10 protein-coding genes are annotated in these 13,006 nt (G+C 63.9%); 5 read left to right on the forward strand and 5 right to left on the reverse strand.

The features are described from left to right. Positions 1-186 precede the first annotated feature (186 nt). Both KNW02_RS12590 and KNW02_RS12595 read left to right on the forward strand, forming a co-directional pair. Complete coding sequence (locus KNW02_RS12590; protein WP_216033626.1) at positions 187-2,532, forward strand: sensor histidine kinase; 2,346 nt, start codon at positions 187-189, stop codon at positions 2,530-2,532. Between the two features lie 33 nt (positions 2,533-2,565). After that, on the forward strand, positions 2,566-3,192 hold the full coding sequence (locus KNW02_RS12595) for a response regulator transcription factor (protein WP_216033627.1): 627 nt from the start codon (positions 2,566-2,568) through the stop codon (positions 3,190-3,192). A gap of 470 nt (positions 3,193-3,662) precedes the next feature. On the opposite strand, the gene KNW02_RS12600 is transcribed toward KNW02_RS12595, so the two are convergent. From KNW02_RS12600 to KNW02_RS12620, 5 genes are all read right to left on the reverse strand, one after another. After that, on the reverse strand, positions 3,663-5,651 hold the full coding sequence (locus KNW02_RS12600) for a TonB-dependent receptor domain-containing protein (RefSeq protein ID WP_252733810.1): 1,989 nt from the start codon (positions 5,649-5,651) through the stop codon (positions 3,663-3,665). Positions 5,652-5,898: 247 nt separating this feature from the next. Next, positions 5,899-6,213 carry a DUF2218 domain-containing protein gene (locus KNW02_RS12605; protein ID WP_216033629.1) on the reverse strand — a complete coding sequence of 105 codons (315 nt, stop codon included), beginning with the start codon at positions 6,211-6,213 and terminating at the stop codon, positions 5,899-5,901. Positions 6,214-6,316: 103 nt separating this feature from the next. Further along, positions 6,317-8,596 carry an NADP-dependent malic enzyme gene (locus tag KNW02_RS12610; RefSeq protein WP_216033630.1) on the reverse strand — a complete coding sequence of 760 codons (2,280 nt, stop codon included), beginning with the start codon at positions 8,594-8,596 and terminating at the stop codon, positions 6,317-6,319. A 60-nt stretch (positions 8,597-8,656) separates the two neighbouring features. Next, the gene (locus KNW02_RS12615) at positions 8,657-9,928 is read right to left on the reverse strand and encodes an MFS transporter (RefSeq protein ID WP_216033631.1); all 1,272 of its coding nucleotides are present in this window, start codon (positions 9,926-9,928) and stop codon (positions 8,657-8,659) included. An 87-nt stretch (positions 9,929-10,015) separates the two neighbouring features. Further along, positions 10,016-10,807 carry an enoyl-CoA hydratase gene (locus tag KNW02_RS12620; protein WP_216033632.1) on the reverse strand — a complete coding sequence of 264 codons (792 nt, stop codon included), beginning with the start codon at positions 10,805-10,807 and terminating at the stop codon, positions 10,016-10,018. Positions 10,808-10,863: 56 nt separating this feature from the next. Between KNW02_RS12620 and KNW02_RS12625 the strand changes: the two genes are divergently transcribed. The 3 genes from KNW02_RS12625 to rpsI all read left to right on the forward strand — a co-directional run bounded on the left by KNW02_RS12625 (position 10,864) and on the right by rpsI (position 12,400). Beyond that, positions 10,864-11,286, forward strand: coding sequence for a PaaI family thioesterase (locus tag KNW02_RS12625; RefSeq protein ID WP_216033633.1), 423 nt, complete (start codon positions 10,864-10,866; stop codon positions 11,284-11,286). 152 nt (positions 11,287-11,438) lie between these two features. Next, on the forward strand, positions 11,439-11,903 hold the full coding sequence (rplM, locus tag KNW02_RS12630; protein WP_216033634.1) for a 50S ribosomal protein L13: 465 nt from the start codon (positions 11,439-11,441) through the stop codon (positions 11,901-11,903). Positions 11,904-11,905: 2 nt separating this feature from the next. After that, a complete protein-coding gene (rpsI, locus tag KNW02_RS12635) occupies positions 11,906-12,400 on the forward strand; it encodes a 30S ribosomal protein S9 (protein ID WP_216033635.1) in 495 nt (164 codons plus the stop codon). The last annotated feature ends 606 nt before the right edge of the window (positions 12,401-13,006 follow it).

Raw genomic sequence — 13,006 nt, forward strand, 5'->3', positions numbered from 1 at the left:
CTGTTGTCGACAAGAACCGGGTCTCTTGCCCAGGCGCAGCCCGGGCACCGCCACGGCACGACAGGGCGACGGGCGGCAAAACCGCGCGGGTCCGGGCCTTGCGAGCCGCCCCTGTGATTGTGCGGCTTGCGGAACCGGTCGGTTTTGCGCCACTTTCGGATCATCCGGCGATCACTCGTGAGCCCCATGCGAACTTCTCTTGCCGCCTTGCTGGCCGTTGGTCTGGCCGGCCTTCAGTTGGTCGCCGTTCTGGCGGTGGTGTTCTCGTCCTACCTCACGTCCGAGCGGGCGCTGCTGAAGCATGCGCAGAGCCTTCTCAGCGATGTCGGCATCAACACGGCCGAGCATTCCAGCACGTTTCTGGACGCGGCGCGCGGCGCGGCGGAACTGGCCGCGCGGCTGGCACAGCACCGGGTCGTGGCCAGCGACGATCCCCGGCAGCTGGAACAGTTCCTGTTCCAGCAGTTGCGGATCGCGCCGCAGTTCTCGGGCCTCTATTACGGCGGCGAGGACGGCAGCTTCTTCTACATCATGCGAAGCGAGGAGCGGGCGGCCTTCCGGTCGAAGCTGATCACCTTCGAGGACGGAAAGCGATCGGTCGATTTCATCTGGCGCAACGAGGACTTTACCGCGGTCGAGCGCAGCGAGGACCCGGCCGATACCTTCGATCCGCGCAGCCGGCCCTGGTACAAGGGCGCCCGCGACACCCTGCAGACGACCTGGACCGAGCCCTATATCTTCTTCTCGTCACAGCAGCCCGGCATCACGCTGGCGGCGCCTGTTCTGGACGAAACGGGCGGCATTCGCGGCGTGATCGGCGTCGATATCGAGATCAGCGACATCTCGCAATTCCTCGGCCGGCTGAGGATCGGCGAGAACGGTCAGGCGATGATCATCAACCGCAATGGCGATGTCATTGCCCATCCCGACCTGTCGCTGATCCGGACCGAGGCCGCAGACGGCACCCTGCGCTTTACCAATATCAGCGAATTCGGCGATCCGATCGCACGCGCGGCATTCTCCGGATTGGGCAGCGGCGTCGCCCTTCCGGTCGAGAAGGAGGTGTTTTCGAAGTTCGCGTATGAGGGCGATGCCTATGTGGCCAATGTATTGCCGGCAATCAGTGAAAATCTGCCCTGGACGATCGTGGTCTATGCGCCCCAGGATGATTTCATCGGGACGATCAAGCGTAACCGCGCCCAGAATATCTGGATCGCGGTGGGCGTCGCCCTGATCACCGGGATCACCGGATTGTTCCTGGCCAATTACATCTATCGCCCGGTCCGCGCCTTCGCGGTGCGCGCGGCCCTGGTTTCGCAGGGCGAGGCCGACCCGTCCGAGCCGTTGCCCCGGACCTACAAGGAACTGGCGCAGGCCAATGATTCGCTGGTTCAGCAGATCGCGGCCCGCAAGAAGGCCGAACGCGAATATGGCCAGACCTTTGATCTGTCATCGCGGGCGATGGTCCAGATCGCACCCGATACCGGTCGTTTCCTGAAGGTCAACGCCAAGCTGTGCGAGATCACCGGCTATGCCGCCGACGAGTTGCTGGGCATGCGCTACTCTGATCTTGCGGCACCGCAGGACGCGGCCATGTTCTCGCCCCAGGCCCTTGCTTCGAACGATGCCTATTCGGCCAATCTCGAGGCCCGCATCCGGCGCAAGGGCGGCGGAATCGTCAGCTTCGCGGTCAACGCGATCCTGATCCGCGACCAGAACGGCAGGCCCCTGCATGCGGTGGTCACCATGGACGATATCACCGAGGCCAAGGCCCGAGAGAACGAGATCGCCCGACTGAACCGCGACCTGTCGCATCTGGCGCGGGGAAACATGATGGGCCAGATGGCGGATGGGCTGGCGCACGAGTTGAATCAGCCCCTGGCGGCGATTGCGCAGAACGCAGATTCCGGCCTGCTGGTCGTGGAGAATGCCGGAAACAGCGCCCCGGAACTGCAGGAAATCCTGCGCGAGATCGAGCAGCAGGCGCTGCGCGCCGGCGAGATCATCCGGGCATTGCGTGGCTTCATCGGCAAGGACGAGATCAGGATTGCCTCCTTCGACCTTGGCGGCCTGCTGGAACAGGCCCGTCGCCTTGTGCAGGCCGAGGCGAACGAGGCCGATGTCGCCATTCTGGACATGCTTCCGGATCTGCCCGCCGTGCGCGGCAACCGGGTCCAGATCGCGCAGGTGCTGGTCAACCTGTTGCGCAATGCCATCGAGGCCATGGCCGCGGAGGGATCCGAGCCCCGCGAGATCACCATCAGGGGCAGGCGCGAGGGTGATCTTGTCCGGGTCGAGGTCGAGGATACCGGCCCCGGCGTCAGCCCGAATATCAGCCTGTTCACCAAGTTCGAAACCAGCAAGGCCACCGGCATGGGGCTGGGCCTGTCGATCTGCCGGTCGCTGGTCGAGGCCAATGGCGGCAAGCTGGATATCGACCGCAGCTATACGCGCGGCGCGCGCTTCCGTTTCACGCTTCCGGTCGATATGACATCCGGTGCGGGCGGGGCGCGTTCGGGCGATGTTGCCTGATCTGCGGCGGACGGTGTGAAGGGAAAGATGCCCATGGCGGATCCTGAAGGGACTCGAAGCGTTTTCATCATCGATGACGATCCGGCGATCCGGCTGTCGCTGTCGCGCGCGCTGCGGCTTCGCGGCTTCGAGGTCGAGACCTACGAGTCGGCCGAGGCTTTTCTGGCCGCCTATGACAATCATCGTCTGGCCTGCCTGGTTCTCGACTATGGCATGCCGGGGATGTCCGGGCTGGAGCTTCAGAAGCATCTCAACGACGAGGGCAGGCAGCTGCCGACCATCTTCATCACCGGCCATGGCGGCATTCCGGAATCGGTCGAGGCGATGAAGGGCGGCGCGATAGATTTCCTGGAGAAACCCTTCCGCCAGTCGGACCTGATCGAGCGCATCCACTCGGCGCTGGAGATGGCCGCCGACATGCAGGCCAACAGCCGGGCGCTGCGGGAGACGCGCGAAAGATTCGAGCGGCTGACCCCGCGCGAACGTGAAATCGTGGATCACATCCTCGCCCATCCGGCCGAGGTTTCCAGCAAGGAAATCGGCCGCCATCTGGATATCAGCCCCCGGACCGTCGATCACCATCGCGCCCGCATCCTGGAAAAGCTGGATGTCGGATCGATCGTGGAACTGATCGATCTGGCCTTGCGGGCCAACCGATAGGCGGCGCGGCCAGGGCACCGCGATCGCATGGCATTGACGCAAAAAAGCTGCCGGAAGCTGCGCGTGACCGCGTGAACTTCCGGCAGCACTGAAAAGGCTTGCCTCAAATGTCTTCGGTCAGGTCGTCACTCGCCACCCATGCACATGGCCGACTGGTTCGTGCGACCGAAATTCTGACCTTGCAATCATCACCTGCTCACTCTCTTCCTGGCGACAGTGAGACTATGCCGCGAACCGCTCCGTTCGGCTATTCGCATGATTGCGCAGGTAGAATTGCCTATGCCCTTGACGCTGCGTAAGGCGGGTAACCGCGCCGGACTCTGATACCGCGATGATCGCCGGTGTTCGGGGTTTCCGGGGCGTGCGAGTGGTCCTGTCGGTACCGGTTGCGCGACGAGGGAAACGCGCAACCGGATTGCTGTCGGTGGGTGACGGTGCCGGCTTCAGGCCGCCACCGTCAGCGTCCGAATTCAGAAGTCGACGTTCAGGCCCAGCGTGACCGTCCGACCGGGGGCATAGAGCGGGTCGATATCGCGGCCGCCCCGGTCGCGTTCGACATAGCTGGAACGCTCGTAATAGTCCTCGTCGAACAGGTTATCGATGCCCAGCCGGACGACCATGTTGTCATGGCTTTCCGGGCGCCATTCGCCATAGACGTTGACTACCGCGTAAGAGGAATGGTCATAGAAGCCCGCTTCGCTCAGATAGTCGCCCGACAGATCTCCTGCCCATTCGAGGTTGCCGCCGACCGTCAGGTTATATTGCGGGATTTCCTGATCGATATAGAGCGTGGCCAGTTCGCCGAAGGGCATCCCGGTTCCGCCATCGGGCAGCTTGTCCTCGCCGTCCAAGGTCACATCGGCCTTGGTGAAGCTGCCGCCGACACGCCCCGAGCCCCATGTGTAGGCGCCCTGCAGGGTAAAGCCCTTGCTGCGGTATTCGCCGCCGTTCTCGAGATAGCCGAAGGTGGCCGGATCCTCGTCATACTGGCCGTCGGTGTTGTAGGATCCCAGACCATCCAGCCGGGTGTCGAAGAAGGTCAGGTTCCCGGTCCAGTTGCCCTGATCGGCGTTCAGGCCCAGTTTGGTATTGGTTGCTGTCGCGGGTTCGAAATCTGCGGCGACGCGGAAATCGGCGGTGCGCGCATGCAGCAGGCCGTATTCGCCCAGATCGTAACCCAGCCAGGTGCGCGAGGCGCCGGCGAAGATCTCGTAGCCGTCCGCGAATTCATAGGCGGCGGTGCCGTTCACGCTGACGCCGCTGTCCGACCGGCTCTGGCTGGTCCAGTCGGTGAAGCGCTGATTGTCGAGGCGCAGGCCGGTCGACAGGTCGATGCCATTGTCGAATTCAAAGCGGCCCTGGGCGAACAGGCCGATCTGCATCGTGTTCATGTTCCAGAAGCGCCGGTCGGTATCGCCGTAATTGTCGACGCTGTAGTCGTCATAGGCCCAGTCCAGGCCGGCCGAGATGGTGCCCTGGCCCAGCGTGTAGGTGTTCTTCAGCACACCGCCGATCGACTCGGTTTCCAGATCCATGTCGCCGTTGGTGCGCTCGGGATCATAGTCGGGCCGCCAGTATTCGTCGCGGGTGACATAGATCATCGCCTCGGGATCCCAGGCATTCGTCGGCGCGGTGCTGGTGTATTTCAGGGTCAGCGTATTGTTCGTCACCTTCAGCGGATAGACACCGCGGTCGATGCCATCGCCGTAAAGGTCCATGTTCATCTTGATGACCCGGTCGGCGTCATCCTCGTTGTACTCATAGGCCAGTTCCAGACGATGGCCCTCGAATTCATAGCCCAGCTTGGCCAGCAGGCCCTGAACCCCCGGTGCGGTGCCGTCCATCTCGAGGCCGTCGCCGCTTTCGTAATTGTCGCCGTCGGCGCCGTGGATCATGGCGAACCAGTCAAAGCCCTCATAGACGCCATAGCCGGCGAGGCTGGCCGAAAGGCCGCGCCCGTTGCTGCCATAGGACAGGCTCACCCGGCCGCCTTGGCTGCGGCCATCGGCCAGCAGGTCACGCGCACCCATGGTTTCATAGCTGATGGCACCCGCAGCGGCGGCGAAGCCCGTGTCGGCCGCCGCCGCGCCGGCCTCGACCGTCACCGAATTCAGGAAGGCGGGATCGACCACGTTCGAGCCGGTATGGTGCCAACTGGTGACGCCCTGCGGCACGCCGTCCACGCTGACCGCCAGATTCGACTGCTCCAATCCCAGCACATAGATCCGCTGGGCCGGGCCGGCGCCGCCCGAAACGCTGACCGCCGAGTTGCGCGAGAACAGTTCGGACATGTTGGTAGGTTGCAGGATCTCGAGATCCTCGTCGGTCACGACCACGCCGCCGGTGGCCTCGACATTCTCCTGTCCGCCCGAGATCAGCGTGATCGGCGTCAATTCGATTGCGCCGGGATTCTGCGAAATCTGGGCTTCCTGCGCCAGAAGTGCCGAGGAAAGGGCCATCAGGGATACCCCGGACAGGGGAAGGAGGCGACGCAAGTTCATGATAGTACCTTGGATTCGTTGAAACGCCGCCCGATTAATTTCAATCTCCACTAATCACAACTGTTTTTGTCGGTTTTTCCGAGGACGCCCGAAAGTGCGACTTTTTTATCTCAGTAAAACACTCGGGAATTGTATTGGGCAGCGCCGATGCGCGCGCCGCGGCGTGCGCGGCCCGTTGATCCGGATCGTGAGGCAGTGGGCGGGTTTATCCGGCGCGGGACGCGTCGGGATTGCCCCAATCCATTCCGCTGAACTCTTCGCGGAAGGCAAAGCGCTGCAGGTGGCTGTCGATGATCGCCTTCATCTGGTTCAGCGCTTCCTCGGCTGATCCGGCCAGGGTGATGGTCAGCCTGCCATCGTCGGCCAGCAGATGCGCCCTGCCCATGCCGAAGGTAATTTTCCCCTCGTTGCCATGGACTTCGGCGGGCACCTTATGGCCGAAATGCTTGCAGAGCTGCGTCATGTATTTGCCGGCATGGGCGGTCGGGAAATGTCCGACCGCTTCGAGGTAATCCTGCATCCGTCTACCCTGAGTAATTTACTCGTGTTTGGTGCGGCGGCGTACAGATGTCAATGTCACGGGCGGTCGAGGCCCGAGCCTCGACCGCCCGTGGTGTCGGGCTCTACTTGGCGGTGCCCAGCCCGCCGGCCGATATCGCCGCCATGTTCAGGATATCGTTCACCGTCGAGGTGGTCGAGCAAATCTGGACCGGCTGCGGCACGCCGGTCAGAATCGGGCCGATCACCGTCGCGCCGGCCATCTCCTGCAGCAGCTTGACCGAGATCGAGGCCGAATGCCGTGCCGGCACCACCAGCACATTGGCCGGCCCGGTCAGGCGGCTGAACGGATAGCGCGCCGCCGATTCCGGGTTCAGCGCCACGTCGACGGTCATCTCGCCCTCATATTCGAAATCGACCCCGCGCGCGTCCAGCACCTTGGGCGCCTCGGCCATCTTGATGGCGCGCTCGCTGAGCGGATAGCCGAAATTCGAGAAGGACAGGAAGGCGACGCGCGGCTCCAGCCCCAGCCCGCGCGCGACCGCGGCGCCGCGCTCGGCGATGTCGGCAAGGTCGCCGGCCTCGGGCCATTCATGAACCAATGTGTCGCCGACCAGGACGATCTTGCCGTTATGCATGATCGCGGTGATCCCGACCGCATGGTCCTGCGGGCGCACGTCGATGACCTGGCCGATCTGCGCCAGGACATGCGCGTTCTTGCGGGTTGCACCCGTCACCAGCCCGTCGCCATGGCCATGCACCAGCATCAGCGAGGCAAAGACATGGCGGTCGCGCGAAACGATCTTGTCGGCATCGCTGCGATCAATGCCGCGACGCTGCAGCCGCTTGTAGAGGAAGTCGCGATAGGTTTCCAGGTGACGGGTATTGAACGCATTGACGATGGTCAGTTCGCGCGCGGCATCGCCAAGCCCTGCCTCGGTCAGCAGTTCCTTGACCTCATTCTCACGGCCGACGACCAGCGACTGGCCCATGCCGCCCCGCTGCCAGGCGACGGCGGCGCGCAGCACGCGCAGTTCGTCGCCCTCGGCAAAGATCACGCGCGCCTGGCGCGACCGGGCGCGGGCATGGATCGACTGCAGGATCGTCGCCGTCGGATCCATCCGCGCCTTCAGCGAATGTTCATAGGCGTCCATGTCGATGATCGGACGACGCGCGACGCCGGTATCCATCCCCGCCTTTGCGACCGCGGGCGGGATCAGGTGGATCAGCCGCGGATCGAAGGGCGTCGGAATGATATAGTCGCGCCCGAAGGTCAGCTTGCGGCCATAGGCGACGGCGACCTCGTCGGGAACGTCCTCGCGCGCCAGCTTGGCCAGCGCCTCCGCACAGGCGATCTTCATCTCGTCATTGATGGCGCGGGCATGGATGTCGAGCGCGCCCCGGAACAGATAGGGAAAGCCCAGAACGTTGTTGACCTGATTCGGATAGTCCGAACGTCCGGTCGCCACGATGGCGTCGGGGCGAACGGCCTGCGCCTCCTCGGGCGTGATCTCGGGATCGGGATTGGCCATGGCGAAGATGACCGGGTTGTCGGCCATGCTTTCGACCATGGCCTGCGTCACCGCGCCCTTGGCCGAAACGCCGAGGAACACATCGGCGCCGGTCATCGCCTCTTCCAGCGTACGCAGGTCCGTGGCGATGGCATGGGCCGATTTCCACTGGTTCATGCCCTCGGCGCGGCCCTGATAGATGACCCCCTTGGTATCGCACATGATGCAGTTGTCATGTTTCGCGCCCATGGATTTCAGTAGCTCAAGGCAGGCGATTCCCGCGGCGCCGGCGCCGTTCAGGACGATCTTCACATCCTCGATCTTCTTGCCCGACAGTTCCAGCGCGTTCAGCAGCCCGGCCGCGCAGATCACCGCCGTGCCGTGCTGGTCGTCGTGGAAGACCGGGATATCCATCATCTCTTTCAGCCGTTGCTCGATGATGAAGCATTCCGGCGCCTTGATGTCTTCCAGGTTCACCCCGCCGAAGGTCGGTCCCATCAGGCGGACGGCGTTGATGATTTCCTCGGCATCCTCGGTATCCAGTTCGATGTCGATGGCATTCACGTCGGCGAAGCGCTTGAACAGCACCGCCTTGCCCTCCATCACCGGCTTGGAGGCCAGCGCGCCCAGATTGCCGAGCCCCAGAATCGCGGTGCCGTTCGAGACGACCGCAACCATGTTGCCCTTGACCGTATAGTCATAGGCGGTCTCGGGCCGGGCGGCGATGGCCTCGACCGGCACCGCGACGCCGGGCGAATAGGCCAGCGACAGGTCGCGTTGGGTGGTCATCGGAGTCGAGGCAACGATGTCGAACTTTCCCGGGCGCGGCTCCATGTGATAGGCCAGCGCCTCTTCCGGCGTGATGCGTGTGCTGCGGCTGTCGTTGTCTGTCATGGCTCCACTGTCCCCCCTGTTGAGCACCTCGGATCTGCTTACCCGCCGCCGGCCTTTGGCTCAACTTCGAAGGAAGGCGCGGGCGAGAAATCTCCAGTATGTCAGGGTGAGGGCGACAAAGACCGCCAGTGCCAGCCAGAAGGGTGCGGTCAGCGCGACCTCGCGGCCGAACCTGTCGCTGGCCCCGCGGGTCAGCAGGCCCGCGATCAGCATTCCCAATGGGGCCATGCCGATTGCAAAGAGGCGATAGGCCGAATTCACCCGGCCCAGCAGCCGGCGCGGGATGCTGCGCTGGCGATGGCTGACCGAGACGGTATTCCAGAGGATGCCCCAGAATTCGCCGACCATGAAGCCTGCGCAGATCAACACCAGCGCCCCGGGGCCTGAGCCACCAAGCAGCACCGTCAGCGGGACCGCGAAGGTCGAGATCATCGCGATCTGCAGGACCCGCCCGCGGCCCAGCCGGTTCACGATGCGATCGTTGACCAGCCCCGCCGCGATGCCACCCACCGCACCCGAGGCCATGATCGCCGACAGGGCCAGCGGGCCAAGCAGGAGCCGTTCCTGCACGATCAGGACCAGGGTGACCATCATCGCCTCGAAGGCGAAATTGAAAAAGCCCGTCAGCACTGCCAGCCCGCGCAGCAGCGGCTGTTTCAGCAGATAGGCGATGCCTTCGCGCAGTTCGGCCCGCCAGCCGGCTGTCTGTCTGGGCTGCGTGGCGGTCTCGGGGTGGAAATCGCCATGCAGGCGGGTGACCAGCATGACGGCGCCGGCCATGGCGGCGGCATTGACGGCGAAGGGCAGCGCCAGCGAAAGCCCGATCAGCAGGCCGGCCAAGGCGGTGCCGGCGAAGCTGTTCATCACCATTTCGACCGTCCACAACCGGCCATTTGCGCGTTCGAGGTCCTGTTCGGGAATCAGGGCCGGCAGGATCGTCTGGGCGGCGTTGTCGCGCAGCACCTCGGCCACGCCGACGATGATGGCGCAGAGCGCCACCAGCGCGAAAGTGCCGGGCCGGTCGGTGCCGCGCAGGGGCGGGGCCTCGAAAGGCAGGGCGGACCAGACGGCCAGCGCCGCGATGCCATAGGCGACCGCCCGCAACAGATCGGCCGCCAGAATGGCGCGGCGGCGATCGATGCGATCTACGATGATGCCGGCGGGCAGCGAGAATACGAACCAGGGCGCCTTCAGTGCCACCGGCACCAGTGCGATCAGCAGCGGATCGCGGGTCAGCTGCGTGGCCAGCCAGGACCAGGCGACCAGCGCGATGCCGTCACCCAGATTGGTCAGGCCCGAGGCCAGAAGAAAGCGGGCGAAGGTGCTGCGCATGCCGCAAGGGTTAGCGGCGCGGACGGATCGCGGCAAGGCCCCGCGCCCGGCGGGTGATCGGGCCGTGAATCGGGGATTTGACCCCGGTCAATCGCTGGCCCAGGCGGGCTTGCGCTTTTCGAGAAAGGCCGAGATGCCTTCGTTCGTGTCGGGCAGCATCAGGTTCTCGCAGATCGTGCCGCTGGCGCTGTCATAGGCGTCCGACAGGCCAAGACGAAGCTGGTCGTGGAAGGCGCGCTTGCCCATCCGCACCGCTGCCGGCAGCTTTGTGGCGATCTTCTGCGCCAGTCGCATGGCCTCGTCGCTCAGCCCGGCGGCGGGAACGACCCGGCTGATCAGGCCAAGCTGTTGCGCGCGTTCGGCGTCGATGAAATCGCCGGTGACCAGCAACTCAAAGGCGGCCTTGGCGGGCACGGCGCGGGTCAGCGCGACCATCGGGGTCGAACAGAACAGGCCGATATCGACGCCGTTGACCCCGAAGCGCGCAGTTTCCGCCGCCACCGCCAGATCGCAGGCGGCGACAAGCTGGCATCCCGCGGCGGTGGCGATGCCCTGCACTTCGGCGATCACCGGTTGGGGCAGGGCGGGGATCATCTGCATCATGCCGGCGCAGCGCGAGAACAGCCTCTCGAACGCTGCCCGGCCGGCATCCTCGTCGCTGCGCGAGGCCTGCATCTGGCGCAGGTCATGGCCGACCGAGAAGGCCTTGCCATGGGCTGACAGGATCACCGCGCGGATATGCTCGTCGCTTTCGATCTGCCGGAATGCCTCGGCCAGCGCATCGATCATCTCAAGCGACAGGACGTTGAACCGGGTCGGATCGTTCAGCGTCAGCCGCGCGACATGGCCGCTGTCGTGGCGTAAGACGAGGTCTTCCATCTTGATCTCTCCTTCTTTTGTCGAAAGCCTAGGGCGGAACCGGGCAGGGGGGAAGCATGCAGATTGTCATGGACGCCGAGGCATTGAATGTCTTTCTGGCCCGCGAGTTTCCGCAGGTGGCCGGATCCTATCGGGTCGAGCGGGTCGACCCGCAGTCGGTGACCGCGCGCCTGACTGTCGATGAGGCGAATCTGCGCCCCGGTGGGACGGTCAGCGGCCCGTCGATGTTCGCGCTGGCCGATCTGGTGGTCTATTGCGCGATCCTGTCGCGGATCGGCCCGGTGGCGCTGGCGGTGACGACGAATGCCTCGATCGACTTCATGCGCAAGCCCGAGGCCGGGCGCGACCTGATCGCAGAATGCCGGCTTCTGAAGCTGGGCCGGGTGCTGGCGGTGGCCGAAGCGATGATCTTCTCTGAAGGCGGGGCCGAGCCGGTGGCACGCTGCTCGATGACCTACTCGATTCCGCCGAAACGGTAGGAAAACCGGCGCTTGCGGAGAGGTATTTTGATACCTATTTATTAAACCGCTGATAACAATAGATGATTTTGCGCGCCCGGCCCTTGACGCGACGCGCGCGATTTTCGATATACCGCCATCTCGAATTGCACACGACCCTGAAGGGACGACAGATGAAAACCTATACCGCGAAACCGGCGGAGATCGAGAAGAAGTGGATCCTGATCGACGCCGAGGGCGTCGTTCTGGGCCGCCTCGCCACGATCGTCGCCAATCGCCTGCGCGGCAAGCACAAGCCGACATTCACCCCGCATATGGACATGGGCGACAATGTCATCGTCATCAATGCCGACAAGGTGCAGATGACCGGCAACAAGCGCGATGACAAGAAATACTACTGGCACACCGGCCATCCGGGCGGCATCAAGCACCGCACCGCGCGTCAGGTGCTGGAAGGCGCGCATCCCGAGCGCGTGGTGATCAAGGCCGTCGAGCGCATGATCAGCCGCAACAAGTTGGGCAAGCAGCAGATGACCCATCTGCGCGTCTATGCCGGGACCGAGCACCCGCATGAGGCACAGCAGCCCGAAGTTCTGGACGTCAAGTCCATGAACGCCAAGAACACCCGGAGCGCGTGAATATGGCTGAAGACATCAAGACTCTCGACGATCTGAAATCGGCCGTCTCCGGCACCGAGGCCGCCGTCGTGACCCAGGCCGCCGCCCGCCGCGAACCGCAGCGCGACGATCTGGGCCGTGCCTATGCCACCGGCAAGCGCAAGGATGCCGTGGCCCGCGTCTGGGTGAAGCCGGGTTCCGGCAAGGTCACCGTGAACGGCAAGGATATCAACGAGTATTTCGCCCGTCCGGTGCTGCAGATGATCCTGCGCCAGCCCTTCGACGTGGCCGGCGTTGCCGGTCAGTACGATGTACAGGCGACCGTGAAGGGGGGCGGCCTGTCGGGCCAGGCCGGCGCCGTGAAGCACGGCATCAGCCAGGCGCTGCAACTGCACGAACCCAGCTTGCGCGCGGCGCTGAAGGCCGCCGGATTCCTGACCCGCGACAGCCGCGTGGTCGAGCGGAAGAAATACGGTCGCGCCAAGGCCCGCCGCAGCTTCCAGTTCTCGAAGCGCTGATCGACGCCAACACGACTTTTCGCAAGGCGCGGCCCTCCGGGACCGCGCCTTTTGCGTTCCGCGAATGGCGCCCATCGCGACGGCCAAGGCTGCTGCTGTCGTGGCATGGGCGTGAATCGGAGGTTTCGCCCCGTTCTTTGTGCTGATTCCCGAGTCGCCAGCCCCCATTCCACGCCGGTTTCTGCGAATTATGACGGTGTCTCGCACAGGTTTGGCGCGGGAAGCCGGTTTCCCAGACTTTGGCCGTCATGCCTCTGTCATGAAGTTTATACATGATATCAATGGACTGATGGAAATTTTGCCAAAAGGCTGATTTTTCCTCTTGCGGGTCTCAGCGGCGATCCGTAAATACCCCTTCACCGGACGGCGGAGACGCTGGAACGGGACGGAAAGAGCGGCCAACGGTCGGGGCGTCCGGAAGACAATTCGGGAATGAACGACCGGTAGGGGCGTCGCTAGAATGGCGCATCTTCCGCAATTTTGTTTCCTTTGCTTTTTGACATTATTGGATTGAATGAAGGGATATGCGGGCGGTTTGGTCGTTTTTCGACTGAGGAGTTTGCATATCGGCCTGGTAGGGGTTTCCCGATGATCCAGGTGTCAGCT

This window comes from Paracoccus marinaquae (assembly GCF_018860165.1).
Classification (GTDB): domain Bacteria; phylum Pseudomonadota; class Alphaproteobacteria; order Rhodobacterales; family Rhodobacteraceae; genus Paracoccus; species Paracoccus marinaquae.